The organism is Microbacterium alcoholitolerans (assembly GCF_050408615.1).
Classification (GTDB): domain Bacteria; phylum Actinomycetota; class Actinomycetes; order Actinomycetales; family Microbacteriaceae; genus Microbacterium.
This window is the reverse complement of the sequence record NZ_JBNTKD010000001.1, coordinates 1941172-1961010: the sequence shown is the minus strand read 5'-3', so window position 1 is coordinate 1961010 and position 19839 is coordinate 1941172. Positions and strand designations below refer to the sequence as shown.

General features: G+C 67.2%; 16 protein-coding genes and 1 pseudogene. 12 read left to right on the top strand and 5 right to left on the bottom strand.

Going from position 1 to position 19839, the window contains the following annotated elements:
• Positions 1–74 precede the first annotated feature (74 nt).
• The 7 genes from solA to ACQUSX_RS09310 all read left to right on the top strand — a co-directional run bounded on the left by solA (position 75) and on the right by ACQUSX_RS09310 (position 9194).
• Positions 75–1208: an N-methyl-L-tryptophan oxidase gene (solA, locus tag ACQUSX_RS09340; RefSeq protein ID WP_428906664.1), complete on the top strand. Its 1134-nt coding sequence runs from the start codon at positions 75–77 to the stop codon at positions 1206–1208.
• Positions 1209–1342: 134 nt separating this feature from the next.
• Positions 1343–3424, top strand: a complete 2082-nt coding sequence (locus ACQUSX_RS09335; RefSeq protein WP_248539288.1) for a hydantoinase/oxoprolinase family protein — start codon at positions 1343–1345, stop codon at positions 3422–3424.
• 4 nt (positions 3425–3428) lie between these two features.
• Positions 3429–5060, top strand: a complete 1632-nt coding sequence (locus tag ACQUSX_RS09330) for a hydantoinase B/oxoprolinase family protein (protein ID WP_248539289.1) — start codon at positions 3429–3431, stop codon at positions 5058–5060.
• A gap of 181 nt (positions 5061–5241) precedes the next feature.
• Positions 5242–6417, top strand: a complete 1176-nt coding sequence (locus ACQUSX_RS09325; RefSeq protein WP_248539290.1) for an extracellular solute-binding protein — start codon at positions 5242–5244, stop codon at positions 6415–6417.
• 2 nt (positions 6418–6419) lie between these two features.
• On the top strand, positions 6420–7361 hold the full coding sequence (locus ACQUSX_RS09320) for a carbohydrate ABC transporter permease (protein ID WP_428906663.1): 942 nt from the start codon (positions 6420–6422) through the stop codon (positions 7359–7361).
• Positions 7345–8193: a carbohydrate ABC transporter permease gene (locus ACQUSX_RS09315; protein WP_248539292.1), complete on the top strand. Its 849-nt coding sequence runs from the start codon at positions 7345–7347 to the stop codon at positions 8191–8193. The genes ACQUSX_RS09320 and ACQUSX_RS09315 overlap by 17 nt, the downstream gene beginning before the upstream one ends.
• Before the next feature lie 20 nt (positions 8194–8213).
• Entirely contained in the window at positions 8214–9194 is a 981-nt protein-coding gene (locus tag ACQUSX_RS09310) for a sugar phosphate isomerase/epimerase family protein (RefSeq protein WP_248539293.1), read from the top strand.
• A 280-nt stretch (positions 9195–9474) separates the two neighbouring features.
• Here the strand turns inward: ACQUSX_RS09310 and ACQUSX_RS09305 are convergent.
• Positions 9475–11062: pseudogene (locus ACQUSX_RS09305) on the bottom strand (IS256 family transposase).
• 413 nt (positions 11063–11475) lie between these two features.
• Here ACQUSX_RS09305 and ACQUSX_RS09300 point away from each other — a divergent pair.
• The 4 genes from ACQUSX_RS09300 to ACQUSX_RS09285 all read left to right on the top strand — a co-directional run bounded on the left by ACQUSX_RS09300 (position 11476) and on the right by ACQUSX_RS09285 (position 16020).
• Complete coding sequence (locus ACQUSX_RS09300; protein ID WP_428906662.1) at positions 11476–11946, top strand: hypothetical protein; 471 nt, start codon at positions 11476–11478, stop codon at positions 11944–11946.
• Between the two features lie 96 nt (positions 11947–12042).
• Positions 12043–14160 carry an MMPL family transporter gene (locus tag ACQUSX_RS09295; RefSeq protein ID WP_428907620.1) on the top strand — a complete coding sequence of 706 codons (2118 nt, stop codon included), beginning with the start codon at positions 12043–12045 and terminating at the stop codon, positions 14158–14160.
• Positions 14126–15388, top strand: coding sequence for a sensor histidine kinase (locus tag ACQUSX_RS09290; protein ID WP_428906661.1), 1263 nt, complete (start codon positions 14126–14128; stop codon positions 15386–15388). Before ACQUSX_RS09295 ends, ACQUSX_RS09290 begins: the two co-directional genes overlap by 35 nt.
• Positions 15385–16020 (top strand): response regulator, encoded by a 636-nt coding sequence (locus tag ACQUSX_RS09285; RefSeq protein WP_428906660.1) that lies wholly within the window; start codon positions 15385–15387, stop codon positions 16018–16020. Before ACQUSX_RS09290 ends, ACQUSX_RS09285 begins: the two co-directional genes overlap by 4 nt.
• Positions 16021–16051: 31 nt before the next feature.
• On the opposite strand, the gene ACQUSX_RS09280 is transcribed toward ACQUSX_RS09285, so the two are convergent.
• Positions 16052–17113, bottom strand: a complete 1062-nt coding sequence (locus ACQUSX_RS09280; RefSeq protein ID WP_428906659.1) for a carboxylate-amine ligase — start codon at positions 17111–17113, stop codon at positions 16052–16054.
• Between the two features lie 43 nt (positions 17114–17156).
• A complete protein-coding gene (locus ACQUSX_RS09275) occupies positions 17157–17327 on the bottom strand; it encodes a CsbD family protein (protein WP_428906658.1) in 171 nt (56 codons plus the stop codon).
• A gap of 718 nt (positions 17328–18045) precedes the next feature.
• Here ACQUSX_RS09275 and ACQUSX_RS09270 point away from each other — a divergent pair.
• A complete protein-coding gene (locus tag ACQUSX_RS09270) occupies positions 18046–18252 on the top strand; it encodes a cold-shock protein (protein ID WP_071641060.1) in 207 nt (68 codons plus the stop codon).
• A gap of 98 nt (positions 18253–18350) precedes the next feature.
• Here ACQUSX_RS09270 and ACQUSX_RS09265 read toward each other — a convergent pair whose 3' ends face one another.
• Positions 18351–19019, bottom strand: a complete 669-nt coding sequence (locus ACQUSX_RS09265) for an HAD hydrolase-like protein (RefSeq protein WP_428906657.1) — start codon at positions 19017–19019, stop codon at positions 18351–18353.
• 120 nt (positions 19020–19139) lie between these two features.
• Positions 19140–19835, bottom strand: coding sequence for an endonuclease NucS (gene nucS, locus ACQUSX_RS09260; RefSeq protein ID WP_428906656.1), 696 nt, complete (start codon positions 19833–19835; stop codon positions 19140–19142).
• Between the last annotated feature and the right edge of the window lie 4 nt (positions 19836–19839).

Sequence of the window (19839 nt, the reverse complement as noted above, 5' to 3'; positions counted from 1 at the left end):
TTGATCGCTTGTTTTTGGAAGAGTTCGCGGAGCAGGAACGCAGACCAGCTCCGCACAACAAGGAGTGGTGACAGATGTACGACATTGCAGTAGTGGGTCTCGGGGCCGTGGGATCCGGCACCCTGCTCGCCGCGACCGAACGCGGACTGTCCGCGATCGGCATCGAGCAGTACGAGCTCGGGCATGACCGCGGCTCGTCGCACGGGCTCTCGCGCGTGTTCAGGGGTGCGGCATCGGAGGGCCAGATCTACACAGACCTGGCCCTCCGCTCGCTGGAGATCTGGCGGGACCTCGAACGACGAAGCGGCGAGGAGATCGTCACGCTGACTTCCGGCATCATCATCGCCCCTCCGGATTCCGATCTGATCCTCGAGAGCCGCGCGGTGCTCGACGGACACGCCATGCCCTACGAGGAGCTCGACGCGGACGAGATCTGCGCGCGTTACCCGCAGCACCACGTCCGCGACGAGGACATCGCGATCCTGGACCCCTCACTCGGTGTGGTCCGGCCGGAACGTGCGATCCTCGCCGCGTTGGGCGCCGCGCGCGAGCGCGGCGCCTCCGTGCTCTCGCGGACGCGCGTGACCGCGATCCGCAGCATCGCCGGCGGGGCGAAGGTCGTGCTCGACGACGCCGAGACGATCCGCGCCCGCACGGTGGTGATCGCCGCGGGCCCGTGGGCATCCCGACTCGGGCTCGAACTGCCGGTGTCGCTCGTGACCCGGCGGGCGCTGCTGAGCTGGTTCCACCCCGTCCCCGGCGCCGAGGACGAGTTCGCCGCGTCGAGATTCCCCGCGTTCCGGCGCAAACTCGACAGCGAGTACGGCTGGGGTGCCGGGGTCATCGACGACCACGGAGTGAAGGTCGGGCTGCGCCAGCAGGACGGCTACGTGGTCGACGACCCCTCCCGCAACCCCACCGAGGTCGACGCCTGGGAAGTCGAACGCGTCGAGGCGTTCGTCGCGCAGCAGTTCCCGAGGCTGGTGCCGAAGGCACGACACGCGACGGGCTGCATGATTACGCTCACGCCCGATGAGCGGTTCGTGATCGACCGGGTCGCGGACGTCCCGAACGTCCTCCTCGCAGCGGCCTGTTCTGGGCACGGCTTCAAGACGTCCGCGGCCGTCGGCGAGGTCGCGGTGCAGCTCGCGCTCGACGAGAGCGGAGCGATTCCGGCATCGGCATTCAGCGCCGCGCGTTTCGCGTGAATCCGGTGATCCCGCCCGTCGAATGGCTTGATTACCGTTCTGTTACATTTTGATGGATCCACCGTTTAGTATTGACTTCATTTGAATGGTCTTGTTTACTTGTGGAAATACGACGAAGGAGAGTTGGCGAAACAATGGCGTTGCGTTTCGGAGTGGATGCAGGCGGAACCTTTACGGACGTGTGTGCGTTCGATACCGACACTGGATCCCTATACGTGACCAAGGTGTCGAGCAATCGGCAAGACCCTGGCAAAGCGGTGGTGGCCGGCGTACAGCAGCTGCTCGGCGAGATCCCCGGTGCGGGCTTCTCCGACATCGGCTATTTCGCACACGGCACCACGGTCGGCACGAACACGCTGCTGACCGAAACCGGGTCGAAAACGGGCCTCATCGTGACCGACGGCTTCCGCGACCTGCTCGAGCTTGCGCGCCAGATCCGCCCCAAGGTCTACGACATCCAGGCGGACAAGCCCACGCCGCTCGTGCCCCGCGACCGACGCTACGGCGTCAAGGAGCGCACGCTGTTCGACGGCACCGTGCACACCCCGCTCGACGAAGACGACGTCCGCCGAATCGCCGCTGAACTGCGCGAGGACGCCGTGGACGCCGTCGCGGTCTGCCTGCTCTACAGCTACCTTCGACCCGACAACGAGATCCGCATCCGGGAGATCCTCGAGGAAGAGCTGCCCGGCGTCTACGTGTCGCTCTCGAGCGAGGTGCTCCCCGAATTCCGCGAGTTCGAGCGCCTTTCCACCGTGGTCATCAACGCCTACCTCGGTCCGATCGTCTCGGGGTATCTGCGCAGACTGCAGCACACGATCTCCGACGCCGGACTGCGCTCCACCCCGTACGTGACGCTCAGCAACGGCGGGATCAGCCCCTTCGAGACGGCGAAGGACTTCCCCGTCCGGATGGTGCTGTCCGGGCCGAGCACCGGCGTCGTCGGCGCTGCGGAGATCTCCAAGGAAGCGGGCTACCCTGACATCATCACCGTGGACGTGGGCGGCACCAGCGCCGACGTCTCCCTGATCCGCGACGGTCAGCCGACCTCGTCCAACGGCATGGAGCTCGACGGGCGCCCGCTGCGGGCGGCGATGCTGGACATCAACACCGTCGGCGCCGGCGGCGGCTCGCTCGCCTGGATCGACGCGGGCGGCCACCTCAAGGTCGGACCGCTCAGCGCAGGCGCCGACCCCGGGCCGGCCTGCTACGGCAAGGGCGACCAGGCGGCGGTCACGGATGCGCACGTCGTGCTCGGCGTGCTCAACCCCGAATACCTGCTCGCCGGCCAGATGAAGATCGACAACACCCGATCCATCGAGGCCGTCGAGCGGCTCGCGAACGAGCTGTCGATGTCGGTCGACGAGACCGCGGACGGCATCGTCAGCGTCGTCGTAGCGAACATGGCACGTGCGATCCGGGTCATCTCGGTGCAGCGCGGCTACGACCCCCGCGACCACGCCCTCTACCCCTTCGGCGGCGCGGGACCGCTGCACGCGGCGCGTCTCGCCCGCGAGCTCGGAATCAAGACCGTGATCGTGCCGGAGACCCCGGGCGCGGGCTCCGCACTCGGCTTGCTGCTGACCGACATCCGCACCGACTTCTCCTCGACGACCATCACCGTGGTCGGCGAAGACCTCGCCGACCGGCTCGCAGCCAGGTTCCGGCCGCTGCTGCAGGCAGCGGACGCATGGTTCGACGACAACGGCGTGGATCAGAAGCGCCGCACGATCGAGCGGACCGTCGAGATGCGCTACCGCGGCCAGAACTACGAGCTGCCGATCCGACTCTCCGAGGAGGTCGCGGTGCGGCTCACCGGCAACGCGGGCGAGTTCGACATCGAGCAGATCCTCGAAGACTTCGTCGCCGAGCACGACAGGCTCTACGGCTACCAGATGGCGGACACCGACATCGAAGTGGTCACGGTCCGGGTGCAGGCGGTCGGCACAGTGGAAGACGCCGCCGGCGTCGCCCAGTCCCAGAGCGCACCCGTCGAGGCGACCGACGGGGCCAAGATCGGCGAACGATCCGTGTACCTCTCGCGCGAGCACGGCAGGCAGACGGTCCCCGTCATCGACAGGACGCTCCTCAACTCCGGCGACGACTTCCAGGGCCCGGCGATCATCGAGCAGTTCGACACGACGACGCTCGTCATGCCCGAAGACCGCGTACTCGTCGACGCACACCGCAATCTCATCATCACGACGCAGGACTGAAGGAATGACGAACACACACTCTGCCATCGATCCGATTCGCGTCGAGGTCATCAGCTCAGCGCTCCGCTCGCTCGTGCAGGAGGTGGGCAGCACCCTCGTGCGCGCCGCGTTCTCCACCAACATCAAAGAGCGTCGCGACGGCACCGCCGCGGTGTTCGACAAGGACGGCTTGATCGTCGCCCAGGACGAGCTCGGCTCCACGCTCCACCTCGGCACGCTCATCGGCATCATCGCCGAGATCCGTCGCCGCTACCCGGAGGACCGGATCGAGGACGGCGACGTCTTCATCGGCAACGACCCCTACCGCGGCGGCGGCTCCCACCTGCCGGACATCGTGCTCGCCACGCCGATCTTCGTCGACGGCAAGATCCACGCCTGGGTCGCGAACGCCGCGCACCACGCCGACTACGCGGACCGCGGCCACAAGCACATCTTCCAGGAGGGACTGCGCATCGCCCCGGTGAAGTTCGCGCAGCGAGGCGTCGTGCAGGAGGACCTGCTCGAACTGATCCTGGTCAACTGCCAGGTGCCGAGCGAACGCGTCCCGGACCTGCACGCGCAGATGGCCGCGAACGCACTCGGCCGGGTGCGCTACCTGGAACTGGCAGAACGGTTCGGCGCAGACACGCTTTCCGCGGCCACCGCGGCGCTGATGGACTATACCGAGCGCCGCATGCGCGCGGCGATCCGGGAGCTTCCGGACGGGACCTACCACTCCGAGGACGTCTTCGACTTCCCCGGCCTGGCGCAACCGCTCGATCTGAACCTCACGCTCACGATCGACGGCGACGAGCTGTTCTTCGAGTTCGACGGGCCAGACCAGGTGCCGATGGGGATCAACGTCGTCTGGACCGCGCTCTACGCCACCGTCTACTACAGCGTGCTGACGGTCACGGATCCCGACATCATCCCGAACGCCGGACTGCATCGACCGGTGCACATCAAAGCCAGGGAGGGCAGCGTCCTGAACGCGGTCGAGCCCGCCGCCGTGTTCCAGCGCTCGCACACCTGCCAGCGCATCGTCGATCTCGTGCACCGCGCGATCGCCGACGCCGCTCCCCACCGCGTCACCGCGGCGAGCAACGGCGCCAACACCGGCGCCATGTTCTCCGGGCTGAACCCGAGGACCGGACGCTACTTCGTCTACATGGAGAGCTTCGGCGGCGGCTCAGGAGCACGCTACAACAAGGACGGACTCGACGGCATCCAGGTGCACATCACCAACACCAGCAACCTGCCGGTCGAGGCGCTCGAATCCGAGTACCCGCTGCTGATCGAACGCTACGAGCTCGTGGACGACTCCGGCGGGGCGGGCGAGTTCCGCGGCGGCATGGGCATCCTGCGACGCGTACGCGCGCTCACCGCGGACGTGCACGTGCAGTGGGACACCACGCGCGTCACCTCCCGCCCCTGGGGCCTGTTCGGCGGCCAGGAGGGCGCCGCGGGACACTGCGACATCAACGGCCTCGAGGATCCGATCGCCGCAGGCGAAGCCGACCTCGACGTCGACGACGTCGTCTCGATCTACACCAGCGGCGCCGGCGGCTACGGCGAGCCGGCCGCACGCAGGGAAGAAGACGTTGAACGCGACCGACGCGAAGGCCGCTTCACCACCTGGCCTTCCGACCAGAGCTGATCGACAGGCAACGACCAAGCTGCTCCCACTCCCAAGGAGCATGAGAAAGGGGGAGACCCTAGTGAACGAAACAAACGCATTCTCGCGACGCGCATTCCTGCAGGTGACACTCGCAGGAGCAGCAGCAATGGCGCTGTCTTCGTGTTCGCCGAACACATCCGCGGCATCCAGGACCAACTTCGTGTGGCAGACGATTCCGGCCTACTCGGTGCAATCGCCCGATGCGAAGCGCGTCGAGTACGTTCAGGGCGTCCTCGACGCCTTCCAAGAGTCGTCCGGGTTCTCGATCGAGGCCCAGATCACCGGCTCCGACGCATCCGCCGCGATGGCGAAGCTCATCCAGCAGGCTGGCCAGGGCACCGCGCCGGACGTCTCCATGGTCGACTCCTACCTCGCACCTCGTCTCGCTCCGAACATGACGGACCTCACGAGCGTGATCGAGGACGCCGGGCTCTCCCTCGACGACTGGTTCCCGAACCTGCAGGACATCATGCTCCGCGACGGCGTCCCCGTCGCCCTGCCCATGACGACCGACCTCGGCGTGCTCTACTACCGGAAGGACGTCGTCGAGACGCCGCCCGCATCGTGGGACGACGTCTACGAGATCGGGAAGAAGCTCGCAGACCAGGGGATGTACTTCTCCCTGCCCGCAGGAAACGGCGCGAGCCCGCTCATGTACGCCGTGCTCGCACCGTACCTCGCGCAGGGCGCGGAGATCCTCAACGAAGACGGCTCCATCGGCTTCGCCGACGGTGAAGGCTACGACGCGATGCTCGGTGTGCTCGAGTACATCGGGCGATGCATCGAGGAGGGCGTCACCCCCTCGAAGGTCGCCTCATACGTCACCGTCGACGACCAGAATGCCGACATCCTCGCCGGCCAGGTCGGCATGTTCCTGCACGGATCCTGGTTCCCCGGTCAGTACGCGAGCCTCGGCGGCTCCGGCGACTTCTTCGAGGAATGGGGCGTCGCCCCCATCCCGAGCGCGAACGGCAAGGACTTTGCAACCATCGCCGGCGGCTGGTCCTACGGCATGTTCATCGAGGACGAGCCGGAGGTCGTGGCATCCGCGGGCGAGTTCCTGGTCGACGGCTGGATCGGCGACGAGGGCATGGCGAAGTGGTGCTCCGTCGGAGGCTTCCTGCCGGCGCGATCCTCGGTCTACGAGCACGCCGACTACACCACCAACCCGTTCACCGAGACCTTCCGCGACCATCTCAGCAAGTACGCGCGCACGCGTCCTTCGCACGAGGCCTACTCCGCCGTCGCTGCAGCGCTCGGTGCGGCGGCATCCAGCGTCGCATCCGGATCGCGGTCGCCGGAGGACGCGCTGAAGGACGCGATCGCGCAATCGTGAGCGTGACGAGGCCGACTGCACGCGCACGGGTGGGCTGGCGCCCTGGCCTCACGGCCAGGCGCCAGCGCACCTGGCCGTGGTTCGTGCCCATCATCGCGATGATGGTGCTCGTCTTCGTCTACCCGGTCATCGAGATCGTCAGGCTCAGTTTCACCGATGCGATGCTCGGCTCCAGCGAGGCGAACTACACGCTCGAGTCCTACGAGCGGATGTTCAACGACCCGGCATTCGCGACCTCCCTCAGAGTGACCTTCACCTTCGCCATCACGAGCGTGGTGTTCCAGGTGCTCTGCGGCTTCGCGATCGCGCTCCTGCTCTACGAGGCGAGCCGACTCCGGATCCGCGGCACGGTCATCGTGCGGACCATCGTGCTCTCGGCCTGGGCCATCCCCGGCGTCGTCGTCGGTATCGTCTGGACCCTCATCTACCAGGAGTCCGCAGCCGGCATCCTGAACCACCTGCTTTCGCCGATCTTCGGCGTCGACAACATCCCGTTCCTCTCCGACCCCAACCTCGCACTCGTCTCCGCGATCGTCGCGAGCGTCTGGCGCGGCACGGCGATGTCCATGATCTTCTGCTACGCCGGCCTGCAGACCATCCCGCACGAACTGCGCGAGGCAGCAGCAGTGGACGGCGCGAGCTGGTGGCGGCAGCTCCGCAGTGTCGTGATCCCGCTGCTGATCCCCATCCTCGCGGTCAACGTCATCACCGTCACCGTGGAGACCTTCAACACCTTCGACATGATGATGGTGCTCACCGGCGGCGGCCCCGGCTACATGACCGAGGTGCTCGCCCTGCGCGTCTACAACGCGATCTTCGACCAGTTCCGCATGGGACAGGGAGCGGCGACAGCCGTCGTGCTTCTCATCATCGACGCCCTCATCATCGCCGTGTTCCTGTGGCTCACCAACCGATCGAGGAGGGCGAATGCCGACACGAACTAAGCACCGCCAGCGACCACTGCGGATCTTCCTCGGGCTCGCGATGGTGGTCGTATCGATCGTCTTCGCCTTCCCGGTGCTTTGGGCGGTCATGACCTCCCTGAAGTCGCCGAGCGAGTTGATCGCGTCCCCGCCCGTCTGGGTCCCGACGGATCCGCAATGGTCGAACTACACGACCGTGCTGTCCAACACCCCAGTCGTGCGGTACCTGATGAACTCCTTCGTCATCGTGGCAGGGACCGTCGCGGTCACGCTGGTCGTGTGCGTGCCGGCGGCCTACGGACTGTCTCGTTTCGTCTTCCGCGGGAAGGCGACGCTCTCGAACGCGGTGCTGGCTGCGCAGCTGTTCTCTCCGGTGGTGCTCGCCATCCCGCTCTACTCGCTCCTCGCGAAGCTCGGACTGCTGAACAACTACCCAACGCTAATCCTCGTCTACGCGGCGCTGATCGTGCCCTTCATCACCTGGTTCCTGAAGGGCTACTTCGACACCATCCCCGGTGAGCTCGACGAGGCCGCGCTGATCGACGGCGTCGGCCGCGCGGGGGCGCTCTGGCACGCCGTGCTGCCCGCCGCACGGCCGGGCATCGCATCCGCAGTGGTGTTCTCGATCGTGATGAGCTGGTCGCAGTTCGTGGTGCCGTTCATCCTGCTCGACAAGTCGACGCTCTACCCCGTCTCGGTCGGCCTGGTAACCCTGCAGTCGACGACAGGCGAGATCACGACGCACTACCTGGCAGCGGGCGCCGTCATCGCCGTCGCCCCGGTGGTCGTGCTGTTCGTCCTGCTGCAGCGCCATATCGTCAGCGCCCTGACCCAGGGTGCCGTCAAGGGATAACCCACAGGAAAGGACAGCGCATGAAGGTGCAGACGTTCCGCGAGAGCGACCAGGAGATCGTTCGCGCATTCATCCGGCGACGCACGGAGACAGCACTGGGCGAGACCCGGCTGCGATTCGGGTGGAGCAATTGGGGCTTCGGCATCGAGCCGCTGCAGCATTCGGCTGCGCGACTCGAACGACACGGCATCCGATGGATCGAATTGCACGGGAACCTCTACGGCTCAGGGCTCGGGTACCGCGCCGACGAGGTTGAGCGCGTCCTCTCCGACCACGGGATCTCGGTCAGCGGCGTGTGCGGCATGGTCTCCCCGGAGTCCGAGCTCGCCCACATCTCCCCCGTGGTCAGGAGCCGAGCCATCGACTACTTCAGGCGGCACGCCGAGTTCACCGCGGCCGTCGGCGGCGAGTACCTGCTGTTCGGTGCGGGTTCGGTCGGCAGGCCGACGCCGTTCGACGACTTCGAGATGGAACGTGCGGCGGAGACGCTGCTGTTGGCCGCCGATGCGTTCACCGAGCACGGGGTCAAGGGTGCGATCGAGCCGATCCGCCCGGAGGAGTGCAGCGTCGTGCGCACCTTCGCCGATGCGGAGCGGATGATCGGCCTCGTCGATCATCCTGCGATCCAGTGGATCAACGGCGATCTTTACCACATGCTCTCCGGCGAACAGCATATCGGAACCACGATCATGGAGTACGGTCAGCGCCTGCTGAACCTTCACCTCGCGGACACGAACCGGCGTGCTCTTGGCAGTGGTCTCCTCGACCTCGATATCGTCATCATGGCCCTGTATGCGGTGGGCTACGAGACCCGCGGGTACGCCAGCGCGGAGCCGCTCGGTGCCGGCGGGAATCCCTACGATGCGATGAACCTGCCTCCGAAGGTCGAGCAAATCGAAGACCTCGTGCGAACAACGGCGACGACATGGCGCGATCGAGAGCAAGCCATACTTGGAGCGACAGACGAAGAACTCAGCCGGAACTATCAACTGGAGGGTTGACTCGGTATCGGGCTGTGGCTCCCAATACTTGGGGTTCGGCGGTCGATACGGTGCCGCGGTCGTCGCTTCCGAGTTGCGCGTCCAGGGCGTGAGATAGGCGTCGGTCGCATGTCTGTGTCTACTCTACCGCCGGGCAAGCAGGGAGCTACGTGAAGACGATGTGGAGACAGTGGGAGTGGTCATTGCATCCTTTGACGACGACGTTGATCGGGAAGAACGGGGTTGTCAGATGCTGTCCTCAGGCTGGTCGACCGCCGGGCAGGTAGACGTGTTTCTCGGCTCATCGCGTTTGAGGGTGTAGGTGGGGCCTGAAGCCTCCGGCTTCAAGCAGACTCCTCGCGATTTAGTGAGTGAGGTTCCGGAAGCCGAGCGCCGAGCCGCGGAGGTGCTCGAGCCGTCCGTCGATCGCCTCTGTCGGTCCGTTCGATGTGCCAGGCAGGTCGAAGAACGCGAGCACGTCGACCGCGCGCTGCTTCAGATTCCTGCCGAGACGTCGGATCTCGACGAGCATGGCCGGGATGCCGCAGCTGACGGCGTCGATCACGGCGCGCATCAGCTGCTTCGCCTTCTTCTTGTCGGGCTCTCGGTAGGCGTCCACGATGCGCTGGTCGATGCCCCAGGTCGCCTCGACCTCGACGTGCTCTTCGATCGCGAAGACCGCTTCGAGGCGGGCGTGCTGCTTGTCGGTGAGCAGGCTGGCCCCGGTATGCAGAGTCCGGCGTGCCTTGTAGAGCGGATCGTCGGCGCGGCCGCGATGCCCGAGCGTGTCCTGCTGCACCCGCTGCCGGTAGCGGTCCAGTCCAGTGCGTCGCCGGCGAGACGGACGACATGGAATGGGTCCATCACCGGGACCGCGTAGGGTAGCTCTTCCGCGGCGGCGGTCTTGAACCCGCTGAACCCGTCCATCGCGACCACCTCGATCCCGTCCAGCCACTGCTTCGCGCGGCCCGCGAGCCACTCGCGGAGCTGGCTGGTGATCTTGGACCAGTACTTCTTCGACGCGTATCGCAGAGAGTTGCGCACCAAATTCACAACACAGGTTTGCATGGTCGCGAGTGGCCAGATCGCGCCGATCGCGTCGGGCAGGCCCTTCAGGCCGTCGCAGCAGACGATGTACACGTCGGCGACGCCACGGTTGCGCAGCTCGGTGAGCATGTTCATCCACTGCTTCGCACCCTCCCCGCCCGTGGGTCCCACCCACAGCCCGAGCACGTCACGGCGCCCGTCGAGGTCGATGCCGGCAGCCACGTAGACGGGCCGGTTCGCGACCTGCCCGTCTCGAACCTTTACGACCAGCGCGTCGATGAGCACCACCGGGTAGATCGCGTCGAGCGGGCGAGCCGGCCATTCCTGCATGTCGCCGATGACCTTGTCGGTCACCGTCGACACCAGATCCCGTATAGATCGGACAGGTGCTTGGCGATGTCGCCAGTGGTCATGCCCGTGGCATACAGCGAGATCACCGCGTCGTCGAATCCGGCGATCCGGCGTTGATGCTTCGGCACCACCACCGGGGCGAACGTCCCGGCCCGATCCCGGGGCACCTGGATGGTGATCTCGCCGATCTCGGTGCGCACCGTCTTCGGCGTCGACCCGTTGCGGGAGTTCGGCGTCTGGTTGCCCGCTCGGTCGCCGCTGTCCTAGCCCAGGTGCGCGGTCAGCTCCGCCTCCAGAGCGGACTGCGGCACCTGCCGGGTCAGACCCGTCAGCAACCCGTTCGGGCCGGTCAGATCGATGCCCTGCTCCCGCGCGGTCGCGACCAGCTGGTCCGCGACCGCCGCCACGTCCGGCGAGGATGGCAGCACCGCGCCCGTTCGCGGATCGACCAGTTCGTCGTCTTCAGTTGTCGTTGTCAGTTCGGTGTTCATCGCGTGACTCATCTTCCCGCGCGGCTCACGCCGCGCCGATCACGCCGAGCCCCCGCACACAAGATTCCCGACAGACCCTGGGCGCGCGCTCAGAGCCGACGATTCCAGCCGATATCGCGGTCTCCAAAAGTGCTAACGAAAGTGCTAAGCAACCTGTAGGTCGGGGTACCGCGGTGGAGTTATCCACAGGCGACATGCCTTAGACCGGCGATTTTATGCGGCAGAACGCCTTGTCGAGATTCGGGGAGCGAGGGGGCCGAGGTGGGTTCAAGTCCCCCCTCGCTCACCACGTTGGAAACAGCCCCTGACCTGGGAATCAGTTCCCGAGGCCAGGGGCTGTTCCCTTCCGCCCGCGCGCTCGCATCGGCTCCGGCGATTCGAGACTCTCACCCGCTCCTCGTAGGCTCATGATCATGACCTCACTCGAGCAGACGGCGCGGACGGGAACGTCCCGCGGCGTCGGTGTTCTCCTGGTCGGGGTGGCGCTCGCGCTGTGGATCGCCTTCGGCCGGTTCCTGTTCGGTGCTGGGGGTGAGCTCACCGTGGCCTATCTGCTGATCGGCGTGCTCGTCTTGGTGCTGCACATCTTCATCTCCAGGGCGCTCGCCCGCACGGCGAAGCGCGGGTTCACGGTGCGGCCCTCGACCCGGGGCACTCTCATCGGGGCGTGGGGATGCGGCATCCTGCTCGGCCTCACCATCCCTGACATCACCGCCGACGGCATGCAGACGATCGTCAGCGGCACCCAGCAGCCGGCACTCGATGTGGCGATCGGCATCGCCAACCCCGCCGGCATCGTCATGGCCGCGCTCACGATCATCGCGCTGGTGCTGGCGAGTCAGGATGCCAACGGCCCTCGCCCTTCGGAGGACGAGGACTTCTGAACTGACGTCTGCTCCCCGGCATCCGCCGAAAGGACGATCTTCGCCTCACTCGCTTACGCGATGACGCGAGACGCCGCGCTTGGTGGAGTGGATGTCATGGCATCCACTCGTCTTCCCTCCCGCTTCTCCGACCGACTCACGTCGCGTCGCGGAGCGTGGATCTCGCTCGGCATCTTCCTTCTCGTCATGGTCGCGCTGTTCGGCGCGTTCGGCTCGGCGAAGGCGCCGGCCGGCAACGCACAGGCGCCCGCCGACTCCGAGTCGGCGCAGGCGAGCGCGCTGATGGACCAGTTCCCGAATGCGGATCGGCAGTCGGTGCTGGTGGTCGCGTCGCGCGACGACGGCACCGCGCTGTCGGATGCCGACCTCACCGCCCTGACCGACCTGCTCCCCGTGCTCGATCGGCACGCCGACGCTGAATCGTCCGGCCCCATGGTCAGCGAGGATGGGGAGGCCGCGCTGCTGGTCACGCCGATCGAGGTCGGCGAGAGCAACACTGAGACCGCTGAGGTCATCAAGGCGTTGCGCGCGGGCATCGCCGCCGCCTCACCCGCCGGCCTCAGCCTGCAGGTGACCGGAGGGCCCGCGTTCGGCGCCGACGTCGCCGCCGCGTTCGAAGGTGCGAACCTCACCCTGCTGCTGGTGACGATCCTGATCGTCGCGATCCTGCTGATCATCACCTACCGCTCCCCCGTGCTGTGGCTGGTGCCGCTGACCGTGATCGCGCTCGCGGACGGCCTCGCCGGGCGAATGACGGCCGCGGCCGGCTCGCTGTGGGACCTGCAGTTCGACTCCGGCATCGTCAGCGTGCTCGTCTTCGGTGCCGGCACCAACTACGCCCTGCTGCTCATCTCCCGCTACCGCGAGGAGCTGCTCGTGGAAGACGACCACCGTCGTGCCCTGAGCACGGCCTGGCGAAGGACTGCCCCGGCGATCCTGGCATCCAACGTTACCGTCGTCCTCGCTCTGCTCACACTCGTGCTGGCGGTGATCCCCGGAACGCACGGGCTCGGCGTGACGAGCGCCATCGGACTGCTGATCGCGCTCGCCGCGGTGCTGTTCGCCCTGCCCCCGCTGCTCGCCGTCTGCGGACGCAGGATCTTCTGGCCGTTCGTGCCCCGCCCCGGCTCCGCTCGTCCGCAGGGCCGCACCTGGCGCTCGATCGCCACGGGAGTCGTCCGCCGCCCCGCGCGCAGCCTGCTGGTCGCTGTCGCGCTGCTCGCCGTCATGGCCGCGGGGCTGATCGGCACGACCGTCGGACTGGATCAGGTCGAGAAGTTCCGCGTGCAGTCCGAGTCGGCCGATGGTCTCGAGGTCGTGGCGGCCCACTTCGCCGCCGGCGAGGCGCAGCCGATCTGGGTGATCGCCCACACCGATCAGGCGCCCGACGTCGTCGCCGCGGCGGATGCTGTCGAAGGCGTCGTGCGCGCCCACAGTGTCGCTGCCACCGACGACGAGTCACTGACGAAGATCATGGTGACCAGCGAGTACGCGCCGAGCACTCCGGAGAGCCTGGAGCAGATCACCGAACTGCGCGACGCCGTGCATGCCGTGTCGGGAGCGGATGCCGTCGTAGGCGGCGCCGTCGCCACAGATGCGGATGCCAGAATGGGCAACCTGCAGGACTTCTGGCTGATCGCTCCGCTGGTGCTGCTCGTGTCGTTCTTCGTGCTGCTGGCGCTGCTGCGCTCGATCGTCGCGCCGGTGCTGCTGCTTCTGGTCAATGTCGCCAGCGCGCTCGCCGCGATCGGCGCCGGGGCCTGGCTCAGCCGAGTGCTGCTCGATCAGCATGCGCTCGATCTGCAGGTGCCGCTGCTGGCGTTCCTCTTCCTCGTGGCGCTGGGCATCGACTACACCATCTTCCTCGTGCATCGGGCGCGCGCCGAGGCCGCGACCAGGGGAACCAGGGCCGGCATGGTCGAGGCCGTCGCGCACACCGGTGGCGTCATCACCAGCGCGGGCATCGTGCTCGCCGCCGTGTTCGCCGCCCTCGGCGTGCTGCCGCTGGTTACCCTGGGGCAACTGGGACTCATCGTCGGTGTCGGAGTGATCGTCGACACGCTCGTCGTGCGAACCGTGATCGTCCCGGCGATCTTCAGCATCATCGGAGACCGCATCTGGTGGCCGAGCGCGCCTCACTCGGCGGAATCGAAGATCAAGCGGGAGGGAGAATCAGTCGATGAGCCTCGTGAACGCACCCCTGCCGCGGTCTGAGGCGCCCACGACCGCGCACACCCGTCCCGCGGTGCGGGCGATGGAGATCGGCCAGTACCTGATGGCCATGCTGCTGACCACGGTCGGCGTGATCCGGGCCGTCGGCAGCGGGACGGCGGTCCCGGTCGCGATCATCATCGGCGTCGCGATTCTCGTCTGGCACGTCGCCGGTGCGATGCTGCTGGCCAAGACTGCGGCGCGCGACATCGAGGTCTGGTGGCTGCTCGGCTTCGCCGCCCTGTGGGTGGCGGCGGTGAGCGTCTCGGCGGAGTTCGTCTGGCTCGCCTTCCTGCTGTGGCTGCTCGCCGGGCACCTGCTCCCCCTGCGCTGGGGTGTCGCGTTCTCGGTCGCCGTGCTCGCGGTCGTGATCGTGGCGCCGATCCTGCACCACGGCACCACCAGTTACGCGAACGTCTTCGGCCCGCTCATCGGCGGCATCTTCGCCTTCGGCATCTCGCGCGGCTACCTGCAGCTGCTGAAGGATGCCGCCGAGCGCGAGCGGCTCGTGGCATCCCTCACCCGCGCGCAGCGCGAGATGTCGGAGCTGCAGGACGAACTGGCCCACGCGCAGCGGCAGTCGGGGGCGATCGCCGAACGCACCCGCATCTCGCGTGACATCCACGACACGATCGCACAGGGTCTCTCATCCATCCGGCTGCTCGCGCACGCCGGCGGCACTCGCACCGACGACGCGGAAGCGGCGCGCACGCTCGGGCAGGTCGAGGCACTCGCCGGCGACAGCCTGGCCGACGTCCGCCGCATCGTCGAGTCGCTCGCCCCTGCCGAGCTCGAAGACGACGCGCTTGCCGCGGCACTGCGACGGATGCTGGATCGCGCGAACGACGAAGCGGGCCTGCAAGCCGACCTGCACATCGACGACACGCTGCCGATCCTGCCGACCGAGGTTGAGGTCGCCCTGCTGCGAGTGGCGCAGTCGGCACTCGCGAACGTCCGCCTGCACGCCGGCGCCTCGCGGGTCGTCATGAGCCTCATCGACGCGGACGACATGGTGCGTCTGGACATCATCGACGACGGCACCGGGTTCGATCTGCCCGCCTGGGAGCAGAGTGGCGAGGTGGCGGCCTCGAGCTACGGACTGCGCTTCATGCGTGCGCGACTGCGAGAACTCGGCGGCGGGCTCGACATCGAGAGCACCCCAGGTGAGGGCACGGCGGTCTCCGCACACCTTCCCCTGGCGCTCGCCCCGAAGAGCGAGGAGCCATCATGACCATCACCGTGCTGCTTGTCGACGATCATCCGGTCGTGCGCAGCGGGTTGCGCGCCGTGCTCGAAGGCGAGACGAGTTCTGAGCACGACGGCGTCCGGGTCATCGGTGAAGCCGCCACCGGCGAGGAGGCGATCACCCTCGCCGCGCATCTGCGGCCGGACGTCGTGCTGTGTGATCTGCGCCTTGGCGCCGGCATGGATGGCATCCGAACCACCACCGCGCTGCGCGCGCTGATCCCCGCACCCGCCGTCGTGATCCTCACCACTTTCGACCGCGACGCGGAGATCCTCGGCGCGATCGAGGCGGGCGCCGCCGGCTACCTGCTCAAGGATGTCGCACCGGATGCCATCATCGACGGCATCCGACGCGCCGCCGCAGGCGACACGGTGCTCGCGCCCGACCTGGCCTCGCGCGTGCTGAAGGGCATGCGCAACCCGCTGCCGAGGCTCACCGATCGCGAGATCGAGGTGCTGCGGCTGCTCGCGCAGGGCGCGGCGAACAAGGAGATCGCCCGTGCGCTGTTCGTGACCGAGGCGACCGTCAAGAGCCACCTCGCGCACATCTTCACCAAGCTCGATGTCGACAGCAGATCTCGCGCGGTGCACATCGCCCGCGAGACAGGCCTCATCTGAGCCGCGTGCGGGCCGGCTTCCGCGGCGGGCGTCAGCCGGATGCGAGCAGCTTGCCCAACGACGCGGTGCCACCCGTCGCGTAGGCCGCCAGCTGTCGCCGGGCGCCCGTTCCTTCCCTGCGAAGCCGTGAAAGCTGCTCATCGACGAAGTCGGCGTCGCCGAGCTCCTCCAGTGCGGGACGGATCTCCTGCAGCATCCGATCGACCGCGCCCCAGGCATCCTCGACATCGCCGTCCGCGGTGAAGAACCGGGCGTTCATGCCGTGCCGGGCAGCCAGCCACATCGAGCCGTCCAGCTCGGCCGCCGGCGCCGTGGCATCCGGTACGTCGTCTGCGCACACGATGGCGCGCATCAGCGCGGCGAGCAGAAGCGCATCGACGACCTGCAGCTGCGCATCCGCGACCCGCACCTCCACGGTGTCGTACTGCTCAGAAAGTCGCACCGCCCACGAGACGGATGCGCGCGACGGCAGCAACTGGATGCGCACCAGCCGGTCGACCGTGCGGTGATACTCCTCCGCGTCGCGGAATTCCGGTGGCGCCCACGAGACGGGGAGGCGCCGGATGAGCACGCTGCGCCAACTCGCCAGGCGCGAGGTGACCCCGTTGGCGAACGGCGAGTTGACGCTCAGGCCGAGAAGCACGGGAAGGCGGCTGCGCAGTCGGCGCAACGCGCGCACGCGCTCCTCGTCCCCCTTGACCTCGACGTGCACGTGCAGGCCGTTGACCTCGTGCTGGCGGGTCAGCTCGCCCAGAAGCGTGGAGACATCGTCGTAGTGCTCCGACGGCGAGATCGTCGGTGCGCCGGCCAGCGCGAACGGTGCGCCGGTGGCTGCGATGAGCGAGTTCGCCGGTGCGTGACGCGCAAGGATCTGCCGCATTCCGCTCAGCTGGACCGCCGCCTCTGTGAGCGTGCGCATCGGATCGGTGGCGCATTCGAACTGGCTGGTCAGATACTCGGAGGTGATGCGCCCGCCGACTTCGGCGGGTCCGATCACCTGCTTGACCATTTCGGTGCTGGTAAGCGGCACAAGTGCGTCGGCATCGAGGAGGATGAACTCCTCCTCGATGCCGAACCTCGTCGCGACGGTCATTCCTGCTCCTGCGGATATGCCGAAGTCGGGCTGCCGTCTGCGATCAGTCGAAGACGTCCTTGACGTCGTCGCCGACCTTCTTGGCTTCCGCCTTCACCTGGTCGACCTTTCCCTCTGCTTCGAGCTTCTCGTTGTCGGTGGCGTCGCCGAGGTTCTCCTTCGCCTTGCCCACGAGCTTCTCAGCGTTGTGCTTGGCGTCGTCCATGGCTCCCATGGTCGCTCCCTCCGTAATGGGCGGGGTCACCGCCCGGCGTGAACTGGAACTGACAGCGTGTCACTGCACGCCGCGGAGGGCGAAGGGATTGACGGGCGCTGCGCGGCGCGTTATACGCGCGGCAGACGCAGAGCGGCTCGGAGGGGTGCGGTGCCTCGCTGTGCGTCCGTTCCTCTCCGAGCCTGCTGCTAACCCCGTAAGGTCCTTCACACCGGACAGGGTGGAGTCCGTGGACTCCGTTCCCCCTCCCTCGTTGTGAAAGAGCACGCGGCGGGATCTGATCGCTTTCGCTGAAATCCCAGTCAGCGACGGAAAACTCCCCAGTATCCGACGATCACCGCATGCGGCTTGGCCACTCCCCGGGCAATGTCCCCAGTGTGCTGGAGGAGAGCCGCTACCATCATCGCACCATTTTGCAGATTTGTCCCCCATATGGGGGACAAATCTTTGGCAACTTGTGTATGCTGAATTCGACGCACCCTCCGGTCGTCTTCGGCCCTCATCGCTCCCCCCGCGGTGAGGGCCACCACTTTCTGTGAATCGTGTTCGCGGTCGAACCGGCGTCGGACCGGCGCGAAGGCGGCGATTTCAGCGTTCTGCCGGATGCAACATTTCGATCACCATCTGCTGAGTGCTGTTGCCGGGTGGGTCGCCTGAGATAGCGTTAGCGCAGTCGGTGCATCCTGCGTCGGCATAGCAACAAGCAGAACGGCAGTAAATGAGCACCCAGGGCACGGTCAAGTGGTTCAACTCGGAGAAGGGCTTCGGCTTCATCTCCCCTGACGACGGTGGCGCCGACGTTTTCGCGCACTACTCCGCCATTGCATCCAGCGGCTACCGCTCACTCGACGAGAACCAGCGCGTCGAGTTCGATGTGGCGCAGGGCCCCAAGGGCCTGCAGGCTGAGAACATCCGCCCTCTCTGAGGCGGGACTGAACTCCCCGTTCGGGTGCTGCAACAGCAGCACGCGGGCGGGGAGTTCTGCGTGTGCGGGCGGGCGCCGAGGTTTCGCGAGGTGGGCGCTCAGCCGAGCAGTGCGCGCTTCAGCTCTTCGGCGTCGGCGACGCGCATGATCGCCCCCTCGGCCTCTTCGGGCTCGCCGAAGCCCCAGTCCGAAAAGATCACGGGGATGCCGTACTCGGCGGCGCCATCCACATCGTGGTGACGGTCGCCGATCAGCACGGGGCGTGACACGTCGACCCCGGCCGCCTGCAGACGTTCGAGAGCCTGGCCGATGACGAAGGCCTTGCCGTCGCTGTTTCCCACTTCGCCGACCCGCGCGCCCGAGACGGCGGTGAACAGCGGGCTCAGTTCGTAGTGATCGAGGATCGCCTGCACCTGGTTCTCGGGCTTCGTGCTGGCGGTCGCCTGCGGGATTCCGGCGTCGTGCACGGACTGCAGCACGTCGACCACCCCGGGGTAGACGTCGACGGACGCTGCGTAGCCGTCGGCCGCCGCGAGCACGCGGTACCTGGCCACGGCCTCCTGCGCCCGGATGGCGTCCATGCCGGCCCATCGCTGGAACGACTCCAGCATCGGCGGCCCGATCCACAGTGCGAGCGCGGCGGCGTCGGGCTCGGGCAGCTCGTACGACGCGAACACCTGGCGCAGGCGCGGCAGGATGCCGGCCGAGGCGTCAGCGATCGTGCCGTCGACGTCCCAGAGAATGCAGGAGTATGCGGAGGCAGACATGCTCTCAGCCTATGGCCGGCCACAACTCCGGAGAATTCGGCCCGAAGGGCCGGAAGTCCCGTCATATGTGCGCAAACCGGCGGAGTTCTCCGGAGTTATGGCAGCGAACGAGTGACGCGATCAGAACAGGCGCGGGATGCCCGATTCGAGGCCCTTCATGTCGTCGTAGTCGAGCACGACGCAGCGGATGCCGCGATCCTCGGCCAGCACGCGCGCCTGCGGCTTGATCTCCTGCGCGGCGAACACGCCCTGCACAGGCGCCAGATGCGGGTCGCGTCCCAGCAGCTCCAGGTACCGCGTCAGCTGCTCGACCCCGTCGATGTCTCCACGGCGCTTGACCTCCACCGCGATGGCGCCGCCGTTGGCATCCCGCACCATCAGGTCGACGGGCCCGATCGCGGTCGGGAACTCGCGGCGCACGAGCGTCGCGCCCTCGCTGATCAGGTCGACCTGCTCGGCGAGCAGACGCTGGAGGTCGGCCTCCACGCCGTCCTTCTGCAGCCCGGGATCGATGCCGAGGTCGTGTCTGGTGTCGTGGATGATCTCGTAGATCTGCACGCGCAGCGCGTCGCCGGTCTTCTTGTGAGTCACCCGCCATACCTCGATGACGCCGGCGCTCGCCTCCTCCTCCCCCGGAGTCTCGGGCGAGAGCGAGCACGGCGGGCTCATCCAGTTCAGGGGCTTGTAGCTGCCGCCATCGGAGTGCACGAGCAGACTCCCGTCGCCCTTGTGCACCAGCAGGCGGGTGGCCAGGGGAAGGTGGGCGTTGAGGCGACCGGTGTAGTCGACGGAGCAGCGGGCGATGACGAGACGCACTCGA